This is a genomic window from Streptomyces sp. NPDC057486, from assembly GCF_042802415.1.
Lineage (GTDB): Bacteria > Actinomycetota > Actinomycetes > Streptomycetales > Streptomycetaceae > Streptomyces > Streptomyces yanii.
Map to the genome: position 1 here is coordinate 42,028 of NZ_JBHVEE010000054.1, position 19,299 is coordinate 61,326.

At 71.4% G+C, this 19,299-nt stretch carries 22 protein-coding genes; 10 read left to right on the top strand and 12 right to left on the bottom strand.

Annotated features, from left to right (window positions below; translation table 11 throughout):
• Positions 1–35 precede the first annotated feature (35 nt).
• The 4 genes from ACFU6I_RS24510 to ACFU6I_RS24525 all read right to left on the bottom strand — a co-directional run bounded on the left by ACFU6I_RS24510 (position 36) and on the right by ACFU6I_RS24525 (position 3,266).
• A complete protein-coding gene (locus ACFU6I_RS24510) occupies positions 36–656 on the bottom strand; it encodes a nucleotidyltransferase domain-containing protein (RefSeq protein ID WP_384370542.1) in 621 nt (206 codons plus the stop codon).
• Between the two features lie 66 nt (positions 657–722).
• A complete protein-coding gene (locus ACFU6I_RS24515; RefSeq protein WP_384370545.1) occupies positions 723–1,634 on the bottom strand; it encodes an NAD(P)H-binding protein in 912 nt (303 codons plus the stop codon).
• The gene (locus tag ACFU6I_RS24520) at positions 1,631–1,993 is read right to left on the bottom strand and encodes a DUF952 domain-containing protein (RefSeq protein WP_384370548.1); all 363 of its coding nucleotides are present in this window, start codon (positions 1,991–1,993) and stop codon (positions 1,631–1,633) included. The genes ACFU6I_RS24515 and ACFU6I_RS24520 overlap by 4 nt, the downstream gene beginning before the upstream one ends.
• A 268-nt stretch (positions 1,994–2,261) precedes the next feature.
• Complete coding sequence (locus tag ACFU6I_RS24525) at positions 2,262–3,266, bottom strand: NAD-dependent epimerase/dehydratase family protein (protein WP_384370590.1); 1,005 nt, start codon at positions 3,264–3,266, stop codon at positions 2,262–2,264.
• A gap of 528 nt (positions 3,267–3,794) precedes the next feature.
• On the opposite strand from ACFU6I_RS24525, the gene ACFU6I_RS24530 reads away from it, so the two are divergent.
• Positions 3,795–4,250, top strand: coding sequence for a group II truncated hemoglobin (locus tag ACFU6I_RS24530; protein WP_384370551.1), 456 nt, complete (start codon positions 3,795–3,797; stop codon positions 4,248–4,250).
• Between the two features lie 21 nt (positions 4,251–4,271).
• Here ACFU6I_RS24530 and ACFU6I_RS24535 read toward each other — a convergent pair whose 3' ends face one another.
• The 6 genes from ACFU6I_RS24535 to ACFU6I_RS24560 all read right to left on the bottom strand — a co-directional run bounded on the left by ACFU6I_RS24535 (position 4,272) and on the right by ACFU6I_RS24560 (position 9,871).
• On the bottom strand, positions 4,272–4,631 hold the full coding sequence (locus ACFU6I_RS24535) for a GntR family transcriptional regulator (RefSeq protein ID WP_384370554.1): 360 nt from the start codon (positions 4,629–4,631) through the stop codon (positions 4,272–4,274).
• Between the two features lie 2 nt (positions 4,632–4,633).
• Complete coding sequence (locus tag ACFU6I_RS24540) at positions 4,634–5,605, bottom strand: DUF1648 domain-containing protein (RefSeq protein ID WP_384370557.1); 972 nt, start codon at positions 5,603–5,605, stop codon at positions 4,634–4,636.
• Positions 5,606–5,732: 127 nt separating this feature from the next.
• On the bottom strand, positions 5,733–6,401 hold the full coding sequence (locus ACFU6I_RS24545) for a DUF6304 family protein (protein WP_384370560.1): 669 nt from the start codon (positions 6,399–6,401) through the stop codon (positions 5,733–5,735).
• Positions 6,402–6,467: 66 nt separating this feature from the next.
• Entirely contained in the window at positions 6,468–7,064 is a 597-nt protein-coding gene (locus tag ACFU6I_RS24550) for a GNAT family N-acetyltransferase (RefSeq protein WP_384370563.1), read from the bottom strand.
• 126 nt (positions 7,065–7,190) lie between these two features.
• Positions 7,191–8,234, bottom strand: a complete 1,044-nt coding sequence (locus tag ACFU6I_RS24555) for a family 2 encapsulin nanocompartment cargo protein polyprenyl transferase (RefSeq protein WP_384370566.1) — start codon at positions 8,232–8,234, stop codon at positions 7,191–7,193.
• 230 nt (positions 8,235–8,464) lie between these two features.
• Positions 8,465–9,871, bottom strand: coding sequence for a family 2B encapsulin nanocompartment shell protein (locus ACFU6I_RS24560; protein ID WP_384370569.1), 1,407 nt, complete (start codon positions 9,869–9,871; stop codon positions 8,465–8,467).
• A 177-nt stretch (positions 9,872–10,048) separates the two neighbouring features.
• Between ACFU6I_RS24560 and ACFU6I_RS24565 the strand changes: the two genes are divergently transcribed.
• The 4 genes from ACFU6I_RS24565 (at position 10,049) to ACFU6I_RS24580 (ending at position 13,469) form a co-directional block, all read left to right on the top strand.
• Entirely contained in the window at positions 10,049–10,495 is a 447-nt protein-coding gene (locus ACFU6I_RS24565) for an Rrf2 family transcriptional regulator (protein ID WP_345510406.1), read from the top strand.
• Positions 10,496–10,578: 83 nt separating this feature from the next.
• Positions 10,579–11,775, top strand: a complete 1,197-nt coding sequence (locus ACFU6I_RS24570) for a globin domain-containing protein (RefSeq protein WP_384370572.1) — start codon at positions 10,579–10,581, stop codon at positions 11,773–11,775.
• A 139-nt stretch (positions 11,776–11,914) separates the two neighbouring features.
• Positions 11,915–12,505: an N-acetylmuramoyl-L-alanine amidase gene (locus ACFU6I_RS24575; RefSeq protein ID WP_384370575.1), complete on the top strand. Its 591-nt coding sequence runs from the start codon at positions 11,915–11,917 to the stop codon at positions 12,503–12,505.
• Positions 12,506–12,551: 46 nt separating this feature from the next.
• The gene (locus ACFU6I_RS24580) at positions 12,552–13,469 is read left to right on the top strand and encodes a 1-aminocyclopropane-1-carboxylate deaminase/D-cysteine desulfhydrase (protein WP_384370578.1); all 918 of its coding nucleotides are present in this window, start codon (positions 12,552–12,554) and stop codon (positions 13,467–13,469) included.
• On the opposite strand, the gene ACFU6I_RS24585 is transcribed toward ACFU6I_RS24580, so the two are convergent.
• The gene (locus ACFU6I_RS24585) at positions 13,436–15,046 is read right to left on the bottom strand and encodes a Na+/H+ antiporter (protein WP_384370581.1); all 1,611 of its coding nucleotides are present in this window, start codon (positions 15,044–15,046) and stop codon (positions 13,436–13,438) included. The genes ACFU6I_RS24580 and ACFU6I_RS24585 overlap by 34 nt on opposite strands.
• A 35-nt stretch (positions 15,047–15,081) precedes the next feature.
• On the opposite strand from ACFU6I_RS24585, the gene ACFU6I_RS24590 reads away from it, so the two are divergent.
• From ACFU6I_RS24590 to ACFU6I_RS24600, 3 genes are all read left to right on the top strand, one after another.
• Positions 15,082–15,342: a UBP-type zinc finger domain-containing protein gene (locus tag ACFU6I_RS24590; RefSeq protein WP_345510413.1), complete on the top strand. Its 261-nt coding sequence runs from the start codon at positions 15,082–15,084 to the stop codon at positions 15,340–15,342.
• A gap of 231 nt (positions 15,343–15,573) precedes the next feature.
• A complete protein-coding gene (locus ACFU6I_RS24595; RefSeq protein WP_030915678.1) occupies positions 15,574–15,987 on the top strand; it encodes an anti-sigma regulatory factor in 414 nt (137 codons plus the stop codon).
• 23 nt (positions 15,988–16,010) lie between these two features.
• On the top strand, positions 16,011–16,937 hold the full coding sequence (locus ACFU6I_RS24600) for an RNA polymerase sigma factor SigF (protein ID WP_384370584.1): 927 nt from the start codon (positions 16,011–16,013) through the stop codon (positions 16,935–16,937).
• An 81-nt stretch (positions 16,938–17,018) separates the two neighbouring features.
• On the opposite strand, the gene ACFU6I_RS24605 is transcribed toward ACFU6I_RS24600, so the two are convergent.
• Positions 17,019–17,396, bottom strand: coding sequence for a hypothetical protein (locus ACFU6I_RS24605; protein WP_384370593.1), 378 nt, complete (start codon positions 17,394–17,396; stop codon positions 17,019–17,021).
• Positions 17,397–17,620: 224 nt separating this feature from the next.
• Between ACFU6I_RS24605 and ACFU6I_RS24610 the strand changes: the two genes are divergently transcribed.
• A complete protein-coding gene (locus tag ACFU6I_RS24610; RefSeq protein WP_384370587.1) occupies positions 17,621–18,589 on the top strand; it encodes a diacylglycerol/lipid kinase family protein in 969 nt (322 codons plus the stop codon).
• A gap of 321 nt (positions 18,590–18,910) precedes the next feature.
• Positions 18,911–19,168 (top strand): WhiB family transcriptional regulator, encoded by a 258-nt coding sequence (locus ACFU6I_RS24615; protein WP_003953983.1) that lies wholly within the window; start codon positions 18,911–18,913, stop codon positions 19,166–19,168.
• Positions 19,169–19,299: the final 131 nt, after the last annotated feature.

Genomic DNA, 19,299 nt, shown 5'->3' on the forward strand with positions numbered 1-19,299 from the left:
CGGTGCGCGCCGGTCGGGGGCTGCGCCTCGCTCCCTCACCACTGCCCGCGCAGCCTCACCGCCCACGGGTGGTCGGCGCCGTGCGCCAGGGTGATGGTCTCGGTCAGCCAGGCACGTTGGTCGGCGCTCAGCATCGGCAGAGCGGTCGCGAAGTCCTGGTCGTCCTTGGGACGCCGGGACTTGGCCTTGTACAGCAGCTGCACCGGCAGGACCAGATACGGGATGCCGTCCCCCGAGACCCGGCCCAACCGGTCGAGCGGGAGGCGGATGCGGGGGTCGCGGCGGAAGACCCAGTGGCCGTCGTCGTCCGCCTCGTCGAGCATGAGCTGGACGCGCCAGGGCTCGCCGGGGCCCGGACGGCACCAGATGTCGTGGACGTGGGGCGGCAGCGTCTCGCCGGGCAGCCACGGGCGCAGGGTGCCGGGCGGGTCTGCGGCCCACCACTCCCAGCCGACGAGCACCTGCTGGGCGGTCAGCTGGTCGCGGCGGAGCAGCAGGACGTCGATGTCGGCGTGATCCCGGAAGGCGTGCCCGACGGCCAGTTCGACCGCGTATCCGCCTGCGATCCACCAGGGGGTGTGCAGTACGGAGAAGCGGCGGGCGACCTCGGGGAGCGGGGCGGGGTCCCACGGGCCCCAGGGCGTTTCCGTGCGCATGTGCCGTCGTTCCGTCCCATCGGACCGGTCCGGTCCGGTCGGCGTCCCGGCCGGTCCGCCGGGAGTTCAGTCGGTCCTGAGCAGGTGCCGGTAGCTCTCCGGATGCTCTCGGAGGTATGTGGCCAGGTTCTGCGCCGGACGGCCGGTCAGACGCGGTACGGCGTCCGAGACGGTGGCCATCTCGCCGGTCGCGATCGCCTCGTAGGACGTCACCCAGCCGGCGACCTCCCAGTCCGCCGCGCCGTACTGCGCCCGTGACGCGTATGCCTCCTCCCGGGTCTCCGGGTGGTAGGTGATGGTCCGTCCGGTGGCCCGGCTCAGTTCCTCGGCTGCTTCGGCGAGGGTGAATGTCTCCGGCCCGGTGAGGTCGTACGTCACCCCGTCGTGGCGGGTGTCCGCGCTCCCGGTGTCGGCCAGCAGGACGGCCGTCGCCGCGTCCGCGATGTCCTCGTGCGCCACCGCGGCGACCCGGCCGTCGCCGCCCGGGCCGCGCAGCACTCCGTCGGACCCGGTCATCGCCGGGATCCCGGCGAGGTACCAGCTGTCGCGGAGGAAGGTGCAGCGCACCTCGGAGACTCGGATGTGTGCCTCGGTGTGCCAGTGGTCGCGACCGAAGGTGAACGTGGCGTCGGGTGCGGCGCCGAGGAAGGACACGTACACGATGCGTTCGACACCCGCGGCGACCGCCGCGTCCACGGCGGTGGTGTGTTCGCGAACCCGGTCGGGGCTCTCGTGTGCGGAGACCAGGAACAGGGTGTGCGCCCCGGCGAGTGCCCGGCGCATGGCCGCCCCGTCGCCGTAGGAGGCGGGTGGGGCGGCGACCGCGCCGGGCAGGTCCGGCAGCCGGGACGGGTCACGGCCCAGCAGCCGGACGGGGACGCCGGCACGCACGAGCCGCCGGGCGACGCCGCCGCCGACTGCGCCGCTCGCTCCGGTGACCGCGATGATCGGGGCGTCGGTGGGGGCTGTGGTGTTCACGCGGGGCTGCCTTCCTTGCGCGGCCAGGGACGTACCTCCACGACCGCGTCCACCGGGACGGGACCGTAGATGTGCGGAAACTCCTCGCCGCCGGGCGCGAACGACTCGTACCGCACGGGCACGGAGAGCCGCGCGGGGTCGATGACGAGCACCACCAGGTCGGCCGGGGTCTCGGCATCGGCCGGGGCCCCGGCGCCGTACAGCATCTCGGCCACGCCGGGGAGCTGGTGGGGCAGCGAGCAGTGGATGAAGCCCTCTTCGTGCAGGGTGCGGCCGCGGGTGGACATCTCGTACGTCCCGACCCCGCGGGCCGCCTCCCACAGAGGGCCTTCGGTGAGGTGCAGCAGGAGTTCGGCCATGGGGCCAAACTAAGGGCTGTCCCGTAATCCCTGGTGGATCAGCGCGCGGCGTCGGATGCGGTGCATCGCAAGACGGAGGGCGTCCTCGTACTGGGTGTACTCGGGTGTTCCGACAACGCAGCGAGGTGCCGTGGCCGGCGTCGTGCGCCCGCCAGGGATTGCGGGACAGCCCTCAGCAGCGCCGGCGCATCCTCCGGGTCATCGGCGTGGCCGGGGAACCGGCCGTGAGCCGCACCGTCCCGATCCGCCCGGCCGTGCCACCGGCGGCTCAGTCGGTGAGCAGCTTCGCCTCGGTCTCCGGGTCCAGTCCCACCGCGGGCCGGTCCGGCCGCTGCGGCGCCGCGCCACCCAGCCCGCGCAGCCAGTCCCAGGTGTCCGTGACCGTCTCCCCGACTGGCCGGCAGTGCAGCCCGGCCGCGTGTGCCCGGCTGACGTCGCCCTGGTGCATGGTGTCGTACAGCTCGCCCGGCGGCAGCCAGATCGGCAGCTCGCTCCATGGCTCGACGCCCGCCGCGAGGATCTTCTCGGCGGCCGTCCAGCGCAGTTCGGCGCCGGAGCCGGTGGCCCGGACACAGGCGTCCAGCAGCTCACCCATGGTGCTGTGCCCCGGGCGGCTGACCACGTTGTACGGTCCGTGCAGTCCGCGTTCCGCCGCGTCCAGCAGCCAGTTGGCGAGGTCGCGGGCGTCGATGTACTGGAGCGGGGTGTCCGGTGACCCCGGGGCCAGTACCGGTCCGCCGCGGGCGATCCGCTGCAGCCACCACGGCAGCCTGCCGACGTTTTCCCACGGCCCGAGGATCAGCCCCGCCCTGGCCAGCAGGGCGCGGTCGCCGAACACGTCGAGTGCGGCCAGCTCACCGCCGCGTTTGGCCTGCGGGTACGGGACGTCCGCCCCGGCGTCCGGCGAGGCCCCGTCCACCAGCGGGCCGTCCTCGGGGAGTCCGGCCGGGGCGGGGTGGTCGTACACCGACCGGCTGGAGACATAGGCGTACTGCCCGACGCGGCCGGCGAGCAGCCGGGCCGCGTCCCGTACGGCCGAGGGGGCGCCGCTCCAGGTGTCGACGACCAGGTCCCAGGTGTGTGCCCCTCCCTCGCTCTCCCCCGCGGCGGCGGCGAGCGCCACGAGTCCGTCGGCGCCGGTGCGGTCGCCGAACAGCTCTGTGACGCCTGCGGGGGGTGCGTGGCGGCCGCGATGGAACACGGTGACCTGCCGGCCCCGTGCGAGCGCCGCCTCGGTGACGGCGCGCCCGACGAACTCCGTACCGCCCAGGATCAAGAGCTTCATGGGGCCGACTCTGCCCGCGGCCGGGTCAGTTGGGAACAGCTCCTCGCTGTGGGCGGAATCCGGCGGGTCCGAACGGGACGTCAGGGCATCCGCGCGAGCGGGCTGCGGAGGCGCACCGGACACCGGTGGTACCCGGCCACCGGCTGCGCCGCCTCCCGACAGGCCGCTTCCGGTTCCCCGTACACCGGACCCATGTCGCCGCCCGGCCGGGACACCAGCAGCCTTACGGCGGACGGGTCGTCGCGCAGGGGCGGATGGCCATGCCGTGGCGCGCGCCCGAGGCGGGCCGGCAGGGGGCGCCCGCCTCGCCGAGGACGACCGGGGGAGGCAGCCGCCGCGCAGGGCGGTCGAGGTGGGACCGGCCGCGCCGAACACCCGTCGCGGTCCGTCCCGACCGGGTGAACGCGTGCCCCCGCTTGATGCGCCGGCAGCGAACGGCCCCGGCGTGGCCGACCCCCTGCTGCATGCTGGGCCCAGCGGCCCGCGAGGGTCGGGCCCACCCTTGGAGGTACGCGCGTGAGCGAGCGTCCGGAAACGCTGTACAAGGCCGTCGGCGGCATCGACGTACTGCACCGGCTGAGCAACACCTTCTACGACGAGGTGCTGGCCGACCCGCTGCTCGCCCCCGTCTTCGCCGACTTCACCCCGAGGCACATCGAGCATGTCGCCGTATGGCTGGCCGAGATCTTCGACGGTCCCGCCGACTACACCGCGAGGCTCGGCGGCCACCAGGCCCTGTTGCGCTCCCATCTCGGGCTGTCGATCACCGAGCCACAGCGGCTGCGCTGGATGGAGCTGATGACGGCTGCGGTCGACAAGGAGCTGCCGGACGACGAGCTGCTCCGTCGACGTGTCGTGGAGTACTTCGACTGGGGCACGAAGATCGCACGCGACGTCTCGGCGTCCCCGGTCGGCGAGGACCTCGGTGATCCCGGGCCGACACCGCGCTGGGGATGGGACGGCCTGCGCTGACCCCAGCCCCTTCAACGGCTCTCATATGTTGTCGAGTTCGGTACGGATCAGGGCCAGCAGTTCGTCCTCCGTCATTCCCAGCTCGCGCGCGTCCGCGACCACGTCGCGTACGTGTTCCAGCAGCCGGGCTCGGTGCGGCGAGGCGCCACCGGTGACGACCGCGCCCCGGCCCCGGCGCAGTTCGATCAGCCCTTCCTCGCGGAGCTGCTGGTAACCGCGGAGCACCGTATGGACGTTGACGCCGAGGGACTCGGCAAGGACCCGGGCGGCGGGGAGCCGCTCGCCCGGGACCACTGCCCCGTCGGCGACCGCCCGGCGGACGCAGGCCGCAATCTGGTCGCCGAGCGGCACGGTGGAGGTGGGATCGACCCGGAAGAGCATGGTCAGTGCCCCGCCCGGCGCCGGTCGATCAGGGTGTTGAGGAGCGCGGCGCCTGTCGCGGAGTCGTCGACGGTCACCGCGAAGTCCCGCCCGCCGGCCAGCCTCACCACGATCCCCTCGCCCGAGCGGATCATGACCCCGGTCCGTCCGGGCCGGATGCGATAGCCCCAGCCGCCGTACTCCGCAAGGGCGTTGATGTCCCGGCTGGTCGCCGCCTCGATGCGGTCGAGCGGCACCCGGATGCGCGGCCAGGGCAGCATCCCGGAGACGGTGACGCCCCGCCGGTCCACGCTCACGTACGGCCGGGCGAAGCTTGCCGGCAGCACCCCGACGATCAGCAGCGACACAGCGGCGGACCAGCTGCCGACGAAGAAGAGGACGACTCCGAGGACGAGGAGTCCGAGCGCGACGAGCGGCAGCCACCAGCTGTCGGCGCTCCGCGCCCATCCGGCGACCTCCCCGTCGGCGAGCGCAATGCGTTCCCCGTCCACAGCCTCCGCGGAGCGGGCCGGCTGCGGCGGTGCGGGGACCAGTGCGGCCAGCACGAATCCGATACCGGCGGCGAGCGCGCCGACACCGAGTGCGACGGCCGGCTGCCACATCGGGAACGACACCTCTGGCGCGCCTTCACCGGCATCCAGGTTCACGATCAGCACGGCGGCCATCAGATGGCCGAAGAATCCGGCGAAGGCGTACCCCCCGGCGACCAGCAGGCGGTAGGCCCGGCCGGAGAAGTTCCCCTTCGCCACCATGGTGGCCCACAAGGCGCCGGTCACCACGAGAAGGACGACGGTGACGAGGACGTACGACGTCCGGCCCGCATGGCCGTTCGCCTGCCCGCCGGCCTCGAAGTGGCTGGCCAACTGTCCGGGCAGCCGGTCACGGAAGGCGGCCAGGAGCGCCAGGTCGACGATGAGCGCGAGCAGGAACGGTAGGGCGACCAGGGTCACGCGACCGACATTCTTCCGGTTCATTAAAACCTCCTTGTTCGCATGCTAGTAGAACAATAGAGCTCCGGTAAAGCGCTGCGCCCCGCACCGGGGGTCTCATCCGGTACGGGGCACAGCGCATGGCCCGACATCCCGTCGGGCGAGAGAGTGGTCAGGCGTGTTCGAGGGGGAATGCGCCTCGGTGTCCGGTGCCCGCGCCCTCCGCCGGGCGCGCCTCGAATTCACGACAGCTCCAGATCTCCTGGACGAACCCGGTCCGCCGGTCCCACAGACCGATGACGTCGTCCTCGCCCGCAGCCCCCCGGTACGCGTCCTTCGCACCCCGGAAGCAGGCGAGGCCACCGGACAGTCCACGGCCGGGCGCCGGGAAGTAGTCCGAGAACGCGCAGGCGATGCAGGACTGCAGGCGGACTCCGGGTGGCAGGATGCGCTGGATCGTGGCGAGCGCGGTGGCGAAGTCGCACTCGGCCCGGCGCGAACCGTAGACCGCGCCGCCGAAGTGCAGCTCCAGATGGAGATCGGCGTCGGGGCGGCGCAGCGACAGCAGGCAGCTGAGGGTGGCCTGATGAACCGTGCCGTCCGAGATCACCGGCAGCGGCAGGTCCCACTCCAGCACGCAGTCGGTGAGCGCGCCGTCCGCCAGGGCGAACATGCCGCTCTCCGGCGGCATGCCGGAGACCGGTCCGAGGTCGTCGAAGCTCTCGCCCTCGAAATCGACGCCCCGGATCCGGATGCGGAGTTGCTGTCCGTCGGTGGTGAGGATGATGGCGTCGGAACCCTGGCGGTCCCGGTACCAGCCTGCCCATGACTCGTCTGTCATGGGCAGGGACTGTAGCTCGTGCCCGCCGGCGTCCCCCGGCCGCCCTCCGCTTGCGTGCGCGCGGGCTCAGCCCGCCTGCGGTTCGCGCCACATGGGCCACATCGCCGGGCCGTCCGGAAGATCCACGGTCGTGCCCATGAAGGTGAACCCGAGCCGCTCGTAGAGCCGGCGGCTGCGCGCGTTGCTCGCCTCCAGATAGACGGGAACGCCGTCGCGGTCGCAGCGCTCCAGCACCTCGGCCATCAGGGCCGACCCGATCCCCTCCCCCCGGCGTTCCGGGGACACCCCGATCAGAAGCAGGTACTCATGGGCCCGGTCGTACGGATGGATCGCACCCGTCAGCTTCCCGACCAACTCGGTCCGCTCGTTGTCGGGGTCCGCGGTCGCCCGCATCAGCGCGGGGGTGGGGTCCTCCTCCGTGGGTTCACCGGCGGGCACCGGCAGCCACAACGCCACGGCCGTTCCGTCCTCCAGCACATCGATACGGCCTTCGGCGAGCGTGACATCGACGAAGACGCCGAGGAACTTTCCGTGAACGGCCCGGCGGTGCGTCTCGTCCGGGAAGACCCAGCTGCTGACCGGGTCGTCGTGGAACGCCTCGTCGAGGAGGCGCACGACATGCTCCCGGTCCGCCTCGCCCGCCTGCCGTATCCGTACGCCCATGCCCGGCTCCCACCCTCACTCGCCCATGAACTCGCGCGACCTCAACCTACGTACAGGATCTTAGAGTTGAGGCGGTACGGGTCCGGCGGGATCCCGTCAGGTCCCCGCTGCCCCCTCTCTCTCCGGTCAGTGCGTCCGGCGGGTGACGAACTCCGCCAGCGCCAGCAGGTCGCCCGCCGCGGTCAGGTCGGGCACCGCCCGGGACAGATGGTGGACGGCGCGGGCCATCCGGTCCCCCGCGCAGGCCTGTGCCCAGTCCCGGCCGCCGGCCCGGTCGACGGCATCCGCGGCGCGGCTCACCTCGTCGGGCGTGTTCATGGAGCCCCGGTAGAGCCCGGCGAGTTCGGCCGCGGCCGGGGTGTGGGAGGTCAGTGCGGCGACCACCGGCAGGGACTTCTTGTGGGCGGCGAGATCCGCCCCGACCGGCTTCCCGGTCTGCATCGGGTCCCCCCAGATGCCGATCAGGTCGTCGATGAGCTGGAAGGCGAGGCCCGCCTCCCGGCCGAAGCCGTCCATCGCGCCGACCGCCCGCTCCTCCACCCCCGCGTACAGCGCGCCGAGCGCGCAGGCGCAGCCGAGCAGGGCGCCGGTTTTGGCTGTGGCCATGGCAAGGCACTCGTCCAGCGAGACCTCGTCGGGTCCGCGCCCCTCGAAGGAGCAGTCCGCCTGCTGCCCCGCACACAGCTCGATGACACAGCCGGCGAGCCGGGCCGAGGCGCGCGCCGACGCCGGACGGGTGTCCTCGGCGAGCAGCCGGTGGGCGAGGGAGAGCATGGCGTCGCCCGCGATGACGGCGGCCGGGACACCGAAGACCGTCCAGGCCGTGGGGCGGTGCCTGCGGGTCCGGTCCTCGTCGATGACATCGTCGTGCAGGAGGCTGAAGTTGTGGACCAGCTCCACGGCCACGGCTGCCCGCACCGCCCGCTCGGGGTCGCCGCCCACCGCCCTGGTCGCGGCGAGGACGAGCGCGGGCCTGATCGCCTTGCCGGCCTGCCCGCCGGCCGCGGAGCCGTCGGCGTGCTCCCAGCCGAAGTGGTACATCGCCACGCGCCGGATGGATCCGGGCAACGATTCGACTGCGGACCGCAGTTGTGGGTCCACGAGGTTCCGGGCGCATTCCAGGAGCGCCGCGGCCTCGTTGCCCTCGGTGGCGGCGTCCGTACTGATCATGGTCACAGGCTCCCCCTGGGGCATCCCCGGTCCGGGGTACGCCGGCTCGGGACACCCCGGTCAGGCGCACCCCGGACCGGGGCGTGGATGGTTTCGGTGAGTGGGTGGTTTCCACGGGGCATCGCGGCGGGGCACCCCGGTCGGCCGCACCCCGGGCCTGGGCGGTCACGGGCCGGGGCCGTCACGGGCCCGGCCCGGATCCTGACGGTCCGGGCCGGGCCCCCTGACCGTCAGCGCCAGCGGCTGACCTCGACGTTCTCCAGGACGCCCAGGGCGTCCGGCACCAGGACGGCCGCCGAGTAGTACGCCGTCACGAGGTACGAGATGATCGCCTGCTCGTCGATGCCCATGAACCGGACCGAGAGGCTCGGCTCGATCTCGTCCGGGATGCCGCTCTGCTGCAGTCCGATGACCCCCTGCTCGGCCTCGCCCGTTCGCATGCAGATGATCGACGTGGTGCGGGCGTCGGTGACCGGGATCTTGTTGCACGGGAAGATGGGCACCCCGCGCCAGGCGGGCACATGGTGTCCGCCGATCTCCGCACTCTCCGGCACCAGTCCGCGCTTGCTGCACTCGCGGCCGAAGGCGGCGATGGCCCGCGGGTGCGCGAGGAAGAGCTTCGAGCCGCGGCGGCGCGAGAGCAGCTCGTCCATGTCGTCGGGGCCGGGCACCCCGTCGTGCGGCTGGAGGCGCTGCCCGTAGTCGCAGTTGTTGAGCAGCCCGAACTCGCGGTTGTTGATCAACTCGTGTTCCTGGCGCTCGCGGAGCGCCTCGACCGTGAGCCGCAACTGCTGCTCGGTCTGGTTCATCGGCTGGTTGTAGAGGTCGGCGACCCGGCTGTGGACCTTCAGCACGGTCTGGGCGACGCTCAACTCGTACTCACGAGGGGCCGATTCGTAGTCCACGAACGTGTGCGGGACGACCGCCTCGCCGACATGGCCCGCGGAGAGGTCGATCTCCGCCTCGCCGTACTTGTTGGTGCGCTGGCGGGGGATGTTGAGCAGCCCGGCGAGATGCGTGCGGAGCGAGTCCGCCCGCTCGGCGAGGTTGAGCACGTCCGCCCGCCTCAGCGTGAGTACCGTGCACGCCGTGACGGCACGTGCGGTGTACTCCCAGACGGCGTCGCCCTCGATCAGAGCGTGGTCGCCGAAGTACGCCCCGTCGGCGTGCACCCCGAGCACGGTCTCGTCGCCGTACGGACCGGTGCCGACCTTCTCGACCTTGCCGTGCGCCAGCAGGAAGACGCGGTCCGCCGACTCCCCGGACGCGGCGATCACCTGTCCCGCGGCGATCTCGCGCTGTTCGCACCGGCGGGCCAGCTCCGCGAGCACCTCCTCGTCGGCGAAGTCCCGCAGCGCGGGCAGCTCGCCGAGTTCCGCGGGGATCACCGCGACCCGGTCACCGGTCTGCACGAAGGTCACCCGGCCGTCCCCGACCGAGTAGCTCAGCCGGCGGTTCACCCGGTACGTGCCGCCCTGCACCTGCACCCAGGGGAGCATGCGCAGCAGCCACCGCGAGGTGATCTCCTGCATCTGCGGAGCGGACTTGGTGGTCGTCGCGAGGTTCCGCGCCGCCGCCGTGCCCAGGCTCTGCTGCGGCGGTACCTGCGCGTTCTGAACCTCTTCACCAACGGACATCTGACGTCCTCTCGATCATCGGCTGACCTGCGTGAAAAGCCTTTCAGCATGGGGACACCGCACGCCATTACACAAAAGAGTGTGACTAATCGGGCTTTGGGCTGGGCACGACGCTCAGCGACGCCTCTGGAGCCGGATAACTTGCATCCTCAATGCAAGTTATCTAACGTGGCGGTCATGCGGCTGACGAAATTCACCGACGTGGCGCTGCGCGTGCTGATGCGCCTCGCCGTCGTGGAGAACGAGGATCCGCCGACCACCCGGGAGGTGGCGGCGACCATGCAGGTGCCGTACACGCACACCGCGAAGGTGGTCGCCCGGCTCCAGCACCTCGGCCTGATCGAGGCGCGCCGCGGCCGCGGCGGCGGGCTCGCCCTCACCGGAGCCGGCCGGTCCGCATCGATCGGCGGACTCGTCCGCGAGCTCGAAGGGCCCGGCGATGTCGTCGAGTGCGAGGGCAGCACCCCCTGCCCGCTGCGCTCGGCCTGCCGGCTGCGCGGCGCCCTGCGCCTGGCGGAGGAGGCCTTCTACGCCTCGCTCGACCCGCTCACCGTCGCCGAACTCGTCACCTCCCCCACCGGCCCCCTGCTGATCGGCATCAGCAGCAGCCGTCCCGCCGACTGAATCCCCCGCCGGGTACAGCCCGGCCTCACCTCTGCCCAAAAATAAGAATCTCAGATACCAATTCACCCTGAGGAGTCCGCCCGATGCTCTCCGAGTCGTCGACCGCCACCGTCCGTGCCACCCTCCCCGCCGTCGGCGCAGCCATCGGGGACATCGCCGATCTCTTCTACCGGAAACTGTTCGACGCCCACCCCGAGCTGCTGCGCGACCTCTTCAACCGCGGCAACCAGGCCTCCGGCGCCCAGCGTCAGGCCCTCGCCGGGTCCATCGCCGCGTTCGCGACCCAGCTGGTCGAGCACCCGGACACCCGTCCCGACGTGATGCTCAGCCGCATCGCCCACAAGCACGCCTCGCTCGGTGTGACCGCCGCACAGTACGAGGTGGTGCACACCCACCTCTTCTCCGCCATCGCCGAGGTGCTCGGTGACGCGGTCACACCGGAGGTCGCGGCCGCCTGGGACGAGGTCTACTGGCTGATGGCCAACGCCCTGATCGCCATCGAGGACCGGCTCTACGCCCAGCGGGGCCTCGTCGCCGGTGACGTCTGGCGCGAGTGGGAGGTGGTCGCGAGGATCGAGGAGAACGACGACGTCGCCACCTTCCAGCTCCGCCCGGCCGACGACGCGCCCGCCCCCGGCTTCCGGCCCGGCCAGTACGTCTCCGTACAGGTGGAACTGCCCGACGGAGCCCGGCAGATACGGCAGTACAGCCTTTCCGGCGGTCCCGGCTCCCGGCTGCACTCGATCACCGTCAAGCGGGTGCACGGCGACGGATCGCCCGACGGCGAGGTCTCGACGCACCTGCACGCCACGACCCGGGCCGGTGACCGGCTGCGTGTCTCCGCCCCGTACGGCGATCTGGTCATCGACGCCGTCGACGCCCCGCTGCTGCTCGCCTCCGCGGGCATCGGCTGCACCCCGATGCTGTCGATGCTGGAGCACCTCGCGGCGACCGGCCACCGGGCCCCTGTCACCGTCGTGCACGGCGACCGCTCCCCCGCCGACCACGCCCTGCGCACCGACCACGCGCAGCTCGCGGCCAAGCTCCCGGACGGCGCAGCACACTTCTGGTACGAGAACCCGGAGCCCGGCCACCCGGCCGACCGCACCGGACTGGTCGACCTGGGCAGCGTCACGGTCCGGCCCGGCACGCACGCGTACCTCTGCGGTCCGCTGCCCTTCATGCGGGCCGTACGCACTCAGCTGCTGGCCAAGGGTGTCCCGGCGGCCGACATCCACTACGAGGTGTTCGGCCCCGACCTGTGGCTCGCCCAGGGCTGAACCGCCGCGGGTGCTCGCGGAATTGACCGGATCGACTCGCACACCGCCCGAACGCAGGGCCCGGGAATGGCCCGGAGCCCTGCGTTCCGGTACAAGCGCTGCAAGGACTCGCACCCCCCACGCGCCCAAGGAGTCGGCCATGTCCTCACCCATGTCCGCGAGCACTTTCCTCGAAGCCCTGATGAACGAGGGGCTCACCGTCGTCCGGGTCGGCGACTGGCGTACGCACTACCGCAACCACAAGGGCCCCTGGGGACCCGTCAACGGCGTGATGATCCATCACACCGCCACCAGGGGCACCGAGGCCACCGTCCGCATCTGCCGTGAGGGCTACCCGGAGCTTCCCGGGCCGCTCTGCCACGGCGTGATCGCCAAGGACGGCCGGATCCATCTGGTCGGCTACGGCCGCACCAACCACGCCGGATTCGGTGACGACGACGTCCTGCGCGCCGTCGTCGCCGAGAAGCGCCTGCCGACCGACAACGAGGCCAACACCGACGGGAACAGGCACTTCTACGGCTTCGAGTGCGAGAACCTCGGCGACGGCAAGGACCCCTGGCCCGATGTCCAGCTGGACGCCGTCGAGAAGGCCGCCGCCGCCATCTGCCGCCACCACGGCTGGACCTCCCGGTCCGTCATCGGGCACAGGGAGTGGCAGCCCGGCAAGGTCGATCCGCGCGGGTTCACGATGGACTCCATGCGCGCCCGGATCCGCGACCGGCTGAAGTGACCCGCCCCCGCCCGAGGTCACCGGGCCGCCGGGCGACAATGGGCGCATGCCCTCCGACCCGCCCGCCCTCTCCCGGCTGCAGCCGGTGCTCCCGTCACCCCTGCAACCGGCCGAGGACGAGCGCTTCGCCCGGTGCGGCGTGCGGCTGCTGCTCAAACGCGACGATCTGATCCACCCCGATCTCCCGGGCAACAAGTGGCGCAAACTCTCCCCCAACCTGGCGGCCGCCGCCGGGCGCACCGTGCTGACCTTCGGCGGCGCGTACTCCAACCATCTGCGCGCCACCGCCGCCGCCGGCCGGCTGCTCGGCTTCCCGACCGTCGGCGTCGTGCGCGGCGACGAGCTGGCCGGCCGCCCGCTCAACCCGTCGCTGGCGCAGTGCGCGGCGGACGGCATGCGTCTGCGCTTCGTGGACCGCGCCACGTACCGCGCGAAGGCCGATCCAGCGGTCCTGGCGGGGCTGCTGAGCGGCTGCGGGGAGTGCGTCGTCGTCCCGGAGGGCGGCAGCAACGCCCTGGCCGCACAGGGCTGCACAGCGCTGGGGCGGGAGCTGCACGGCCGGGCCGACGTGGTCGCGGTGGCCTGCGGCACCGGTGGCACCCTCGCCGGTCTCGCCGCGGGCCTCGCACCCGGCCAGCGGGCACTCGGCATCCCGGTGCTGCGCGGCGGCTTCCTGGGGGACGCGGTACGGGAGCTGCAGCGGGAGGCGTTCGGCGGCCCGGCCGGGGCGTGGTCGCTGGACGAGCGCTTCGCCTTCGGCGGCTACGCCCGGACGACACCGGAGCTGCACGCCTTCGCCGACGACTTCGAGGACCGGCACGGGCTGCCCGTCGAGCGTCTCTATGTCGCCAAATTGCTCTATGGACTGATGACACTCGCCCAGGAGGGCGCGTTCGCTCCGGGCACCACCGTCGCCGCTGTCGTCACGGGTCAGCCCTGGGGGGCGCCGGACTCCTCCCGGTAGGCCGCCGCCTCCTCCAGGTCCAGCCGCCGCAGCAGGTTCCGCAGCATCTCGTCGTCGATCCGCCGCTCGTCCCGCAGCCGGACGAAGACGGCGCGCTCGGCCTCGATCATTTCGCCGGCCAGCCTCCGGTAGGTGTCGTCCGCCGACTCCCCGGTCAGCGGATTGGAGGCGCCGAGCCTCTCCCACACGGCGTTGCGGCGGCGCTCCAGGACGGCGCGGAGCCGGTCGGTGAGCGGTCCCGGCAGGCAGTTGCGCGGATCCTGGAGGAGCTCTTCCAGGCGCGCCTCGGCGGCCGCGGACGCCTCGCTCTGGGCCTGCGCCTCGGCCAGGGTCTCGGCCTGCGCGTCGCGCCCGGGGAGCTTCAGGACGCGCACCAGGACGGGCAGGGTGAGCCCCTGGATGACCAGCGTGCCGATGACCGTCGTGAAGGTCAGGAAGAGCACCAGGTTGCGGGCCGGGAAGGCTTCCCCGGAGGTCATCACCAGCGGGATGGAGAAGGCGATGGCGAGCGAGACGACGCCGCGCATCCCGGCCCAGCCGACGATCAGGGGCGCGGTCCAGTTGGTCCCGGGCTCGCGCTCCCTGATCCGTCTCGACAGCCACCGCGGCAGATACGTGGCCGGGTACACCCAGATGAAGCGGACCACGACGACGGCGAGGAAGACGGCAACCGCGTACCAAAGAGCCTCGGCGACGGCATAGGTGCCGAGCCCCTTCAGCACGAAGGGCAGTTGCAGTCCGATGAGTGCGAAGACCGCCGACTCCAGGATGAACGCGACCATCTTCCACACGGCCGCCTCCTGGAGCCGGGTCGCGAAGTCGACCTGCCAGGAGCGGTGCCCCAGATAGAGCGCCACGACGACCACGGCGAGCACTCCGGAGGCGTGCACGCGTTCCGCCGCCGCGTACGCCACGAAGGGGATCAACAACGACAGGGTGTTCTGCAGCAGGGCTTCCTTGAGGTGCGTGCGAAGCCAGTGCAGCGGCACCATCAGCACCAGGCCGACCCCGACACCGCCGACCGCCGCGACGAGGAACTCGCCGATCCCGGCGCCCCAGCTGACGCCCTCGCCGACGGCGGCGGCCAGCACCACCTTGTAGGCGGTGATCGCCGTCGCATCGTTCACCAGGGACTCGCCCTGCAGGATCGTCGTGACCCGGCTGGGCAGCCCGACCCGGCGGGCGATGGCGGCCGCCGTGACGGCGTCCGGCGGCGCGATGACGGCGCCCAGCACGAGCGCGGCGGTCAGCGGCAGGTCGGGCACGAGCCAGTACGCCAGCCAGCCGACCGCGAAGGTCGCGAAGAGGACGTAGCCGACGGAGAGCAGGGCGATCGGCCGGACATTGGCCCGCAGATCGAGGTACGAGCTGTCGACCGCAGCCGTGTAGAGCAGTGGCGGCAGCAGCAGCGGCAGCACGATGTGCGCGTCCAGGGTGTAGGTCGGCACCCCGGGCAGATAGGAGGCGAGCAGCCCCGCGGCGACCAGCAGCAGGGGGGCCGGTACCGGGGTGCGCCTCGCCGCGCCCGCGATCGTGGCACTGGCCGCGACCAGTGCCACCAACGGCAATGCATCCATCTCACGGTCCTCACATCCGTCGTAATCTGACAATCATGAGTGAGTGCCTGCACGTTCCCGAACTGCCCCGCCCCGAGCCCGTCCCGCTCAGCGAGACATGTCCCGAATGTCTTGCCGCGGGCACCCACCCCGTGCAACTGCGGCTCTGCCTGACCTGCGGCCATGTCGGCTGCTGCGACTCGTCGCCCCTGCAGCACGCGACAGGACACTTCAAGGAGACCGGCCACCCGATCATGCGGAGCTTCGAGGCGGGAGAGAGCTGGCGCTGGTGCTTCGAGGACGGTTCGATCGTGTGATGGCTGGGTACGTCAAACCGGCGCCGGTTCTTCGCAATTGACAGCCGCAGACCTCTAGCCACTGTGCGTGCTCATGGGTTTACCATGAGTGACAGTCATGGGATGGGGTTCCGGCGACACGGCATCATGGATCGCGATAGCGTCGCCGGACCAAGAACCGAAGACGTACCGCATGGCTCCGGGGCGCCCTCCCGGAACCTCGAATGAGTTTGTGCCACCTTGGAGGTGAGGGTGTCCCAGATCGCAGGCGAGCCCGGGAATCAGGACTTCGTGGAAGTCCGGCTGCCCGCTGCGGGTGCCTACCTGTCGGTGCTGCGTACGGCCACGGCCGGTCTCGCAGCGCGCTTGGACTTCACTCTCGACGAGATCGAGGATCTTCGTATCGCGGTCGACGAGGCCTGCGCGATCCTGCTTCAGCAGGCCGTGCCGGGCTCCGTCCTCAGCTGCGTGTTCCGGCTCGTCGACGATTCCCTTGAGGTGACGGTGGCCGCCCCGACGACGGACGGCCGGGCCCCGGAGCGCGACACCTTCGCCTGGACGGTGCTCTCCGCGCTGGCCGGCAAGGTCGACTCCACGGTCGCCGATGACCGTACGGTCAGCATCAGCCTGTACAAACAGCGCGGCGCGGGACCCGGGCCGGCGTGAGCGACGGGAACGGGGACGGTCCTGTGCGAGACGAGACGATCCGACCAGGGGTGGTGCGAGCAGCAGGCATCCCGGAGCAGCAGGCCATGCCCCATCCGGTGGACGGGGCGGACGGGCCGGTGGTCCGTACGGTCGCGGTGGAGCAGTCGCAGGCGGAGCGGGCAGGCCAGATGAGCGAGCACGGGCACCACGATCCACACGACCGCAGCGGGGCGCGGGCGCTCTTCTACGAGCTGCGGGAACTCCCCGACGGCTCGCCGGAGAAGGCCGAGCTGCGCAACCGGCTGGTGCGGATGCATCTCCCGCTCGTGGAGCATCTGGCCCGCCGGTTCCGCAACCGAGGCGAGCCGCTGGACGATCTGACCCAGGTCGCCACCATCGGGCTGATCAAGTCGGTGGACCGGTTCGACCCGGACCGGGGCGTCGAGTTCTCGACGTACGCCACGCCGACCGTCGTCGGTGAGATCAAGCGCCACTTCCGCGACAAGGGCTGGGCGGTCCGGGTGCCGCGCCGGCTGCAGGAGCTGCGCCTCTCGCTCACCACCGCCACCGCCGAGCTCTCCCAGCAGCACGGCCGGTCGCCGACGGTGCACGAGCTGGCGGAGCGGCTGGGCATCTCCGAGGAAGAGGTCCTGGAGGGCCTGGAATCGGCCAATGCGTACAGCACGCTGTCGCTCGACGTGCCGGACACGGACGACGAGTCCCCGGCGGTGGCGGACACGCTGGGCTCGGAGGACGAGGCGCTGGAGGGCGTCGAGTACCGGGAGTCACTGAAGCCGCTGCTGGAGGACCTGCCGCCCCGGGAGAAGCGCATCCTGCTGCTCCGGTTCTTCGGCAACATGACCCAGTCGCAGATCGCGCAGGAGGTCGGCATCTCGCAGATGCACGTCTCGCGTCTGCTGGCGCGCACGCTGGCGCAGCTGCGCGAGCGGCTGCTCGTCGAGGAGTAGCCGGACGGGCTGCCGGCGCTGTGCTTCAGCGGCCGTACGGTGCGCTTCCGCACCCGGCTGCCGACGTGCTGCGCCGCCAGGTCACGCCTCCGGCGTCGCGCCCGGTCCCCGGATGCCGAGCGCTTCCCGGGTCGCCGGCCTGGCGAGCTGGAAAAGCGCCGTCAGCGAAACCGCGGCGAGGACGATCCCGGCCGGGATCAGGGCGCCGTGCGACCGCAGCAGCGTCCAGGCCACCGGCAGCGCGATGATCTGCGTGATGAGTGCCGGGCCGCGGCTCCAGCTGCGGCGCCGCACCAGTCCGCGGGACGCGATCAGCGGGATCAGACCCAGGGCGATCAGAGTGAGCCCGCCCATCTCCGCCTGCTGCGGGCTCTCGGGCCGACCGAGCAGCCCCATGACCAGCATGTAGATCCCGCCGAGGGCGAGCGCCGCCCCTTCGAGGGCATTGAGCCCGGCCACGAGAGTGATCCTGGCCGGCTTCGTCGGCTCGGCCAGGGGCGACGAGGACGGCGTGTTCTGCTGAGTACTCACCCTTGCAGGTTGACATCCCGGCCCGCCGAAAGCGAAGCCGGGGTCCGGGCCGGAGTGCCGCACCCGAGCCCCTCGCAGCCGTGCCGTCACCCAACGTGAAGGGCGGGGGCGGGACTTCAGACGGGTACCGCACGGTAGGTAGTCTGGCGGCCATGCGCGCACTCCTCGTGGTCAATCCAGCTGCTACCACCACCAGTGCGCGTACCCGTGACGTGCTCATCCACGCGCTCGCCAGCGAGATGAAGCTGGAGGCGGTGACCACGGAGTACCGGGGGCACGCCCGGGACCTGGGACGGCGGGCCGCGGACTCGGACGACATCGATCTCGTCGTCGCCCTCGGCGGCGACGGCACGGTCAACGAGGTCGTGAACGGTCTGCTGCACCGCGGTCCCGACATCGACAACCTGCCGCGCCTGGCCGTGGTCCCCGGTGGCTCCACCAATGTCTTCGCGCGCGCCCTCGGCCTGCCGAACGACGCGGTGGAGGCGACCGGCGCCATCCTGGACGCGCTCGCCAACCGGACCGAACGCACGGTCGGCCTGGGGCTTGCGGCCGGCACGCCGGGCACCGAGGACGAGTCGGTCCCCGAACGCTGGTTCACATTCTGTGCCGGTCTCGGGTTCGACGCGGGCGTGGTCGGTCGCGTCGAACAGCAGCGCGAACGCGGGAAGCGGTCCACACATGCGCTGTACGTGCGCCAGGTGGTCCGCCAGTTCCTGGAGGAGCCGCACCGGCGGCACGGGGTGATCACGCTGGACGTCCCCGGCCAGGACCCGGTCACCGATCTCGCGCTCTCCATAATTTCGAACACCGCTCCCTGGACCTACCTGGGGAACCGCCCGATGTACGCGTCCCCGAAGGCGTCGTTCGACACGGCCCTGGACGTCCTCGGCCTGAAGCGCCTCTCCACTCCGGCGGTCGCCCGGTACGGCACCCAGCTGCTCACCTCGAGCCCCGAGAAGGGTCCGCACGGCAGGCACGCGGTTTCACTCCATGACCTCACGGACTTCACCTTGCATTCAAAGGCCCCACTGCCCTTCCAGATGGACGGTGACCACCTGGGCCTGCGCACGAGTGTGACGTTCACAGGCGTACGCCGTGCACTGCGTGTGATTGTGTGAGCGGAAGGAGCAAAAGTCCTTTAACTCGAACGTTTGGACTGGCTTCCACCCCATGGAAGTACGGCTGTGACCTAGCCGACACCGAGGAATCAAAAAAAAGTTTCCAGAAGGGGTTGTATCCGCCGCCGAGGTTTGCGAATCTCTACATGGCGATCGGGACGGCCCGCAACAACGGCCTCCACTGAGAGCCAGAACCCCTCCTCACTTGCACAGGACCACAACCAGTTCATCTGGGCGTCGGCCCATCACCTGTGGGGGGATTCGTGAAAGCGTTCACATTCACAAGCAACGTGTATGTAATACCAAGGAGAGGTAGCAGCCATGGACTGGCGTCACAACGCCGTTTGTCGTGAGGAAGACCCCGAGCTGTTCTTCCCCATCGGCAACACCGGTCCTGCGCTGCTGCAGATCGAGGAAGCCAAGGCCGTCTGCCGTCGCTGCCCCGTCATGGAGCAGTGCCTGCAGTGGGCGCTCGAGTCCGGCCAGGACTCCGGCGTCTGGGGTGGCCTCAGCGAGGACGAGCGCCGCGCAATGAAGCGCCGCGCCGCTCGCAACCGGGCGCGTAACGCCAGCGCCTGATTCGACGCCACCGCTACGAGCCTCAGTCAGGCGGCGCGTACAGAGCGTACGCACGAACCCGCCCCCCGAGTCGCAGCGCGCAGTACCCCAAAAGCGCATGCATGAAGCAGTGGGCCCGGACCGTGATCAAC

Bases quoted from the DNA above. Each gene is read 5' to 3' on its own strand.
- ACFU6I_RS24585 (WP_384370581.1), bottom strand. From the start codon at position 15,046: ATGGATGCATTGCCGTTGGTGGCACTGGTCGCGGCCAGTGCCACGATC.
- ACFU6I_RS24540 (WP_384370557.1), bottom strand. From the start codon at position 5,605: ATGAACCGGAAGAATGTCGGTCGCGTGACCCTGGTCGCCCTACCGTTC.
- ACFU6I_RS24510 (WP_384370542.1), bottom strand. From the start codon at position 656: ATGCGCACGGAAACGCCCTGGGGCCCGTGGGACCCCGCCCCGCTCCCC.
- ACFU6I_RS24565 (WP_345510406.1), top strand. From the start codon at position 10,049: ATGCGGCTGACGAAATTCACCGACGTGGCGCTGCGCGTGCTGATGCGC.
- ACFU6I_RS24570 (WP_384370572.1), top strand. From the start codon at position 10,579: ATGCTCTCCGAGTCGTCGACCGCCACCGTCCGTGCCACCCTCCCCGCC.
- ACFU6I_RS24555 (WP_384370566.1), bottom strand. From the start codon at position 8,234: ATGATCAGTACGGACGCCGCCACCGAGGGCAACGAGGCCGCGGCGCTC.
- ACFU6I_RS24550 (WP_384370563.1), bottom strand. From the start codon at position 7,064: ATGGGCGTACGGATACGGCAGGCGGGCGAGGCGGACCGGGAGCATGTC.
- ACFU6I_RS24535 (WP_384370554.1), bottom strand. From the start codon at position 4,631: ATGCTCTTCCGGGTCGATCCCACCTCCACCGTGCCGCTCGGCGACCAG.
- ACFU6I_RS24545 (WP_384370560.1), bottom strand. From the start codon at position 6,401: ATGACAGACGAGTCATGGGCAGGCTGGTACCGGGACCGCCAGGGTTCC.
- ACFU6I_RS24580 (WP_384370578.1), top strand. From the start codon at position 12,552: ATGCCCTCCGACCCGCCCGCCCTCTCCCGGCTGCAGCCGGTGCTCCCG.
- ACFU6I_RS24520 (WP_384370548.1), bottom strand. From the start codon at position 1,993: ATGGCCGAACTCCTGCTGCACCTCACCGAAGGCCCTCTGTGGGAGGCG.
- ACFU6I_RS24590 (WP_345510413.1), top strand. From the start codon at position 15,082: ATGAGTGAGTGCCTGCACGTTCCCGAACTGCCCCGCCCCGAGCCCGTC.
- ACFU6I_RS24575 (WP_384370575.1), top strand. From the start codon at position 11,915: ATGTCCTCACCCATGTCCGCGAGCACTTTCCTCGAAGCCCTGATGAAC.
- ACFU6I_RS24610 (WP_384370587.1), top strand. From the start codon at position 17,621: ATGCGCGCACTCCTCGTGGTCAATCCAGCTGCTACCACCACCAGTGCG.
- ACFU6I_RS24615 (WP_003953983.1), top strand. From the start codon at position 18,911: ATGGACTGGCGTCACAACGCCGTTTGTCGTGAGGAAGACCCCGAGCTG.
- ACFU6I_RS24560 (WP_384370569.1), bottom strand. From the start codon at position 9,871: ATGTCCGTTGGTGAAGAGGTTCAGAACGCGCAGGTACCGCCGCAGCAG.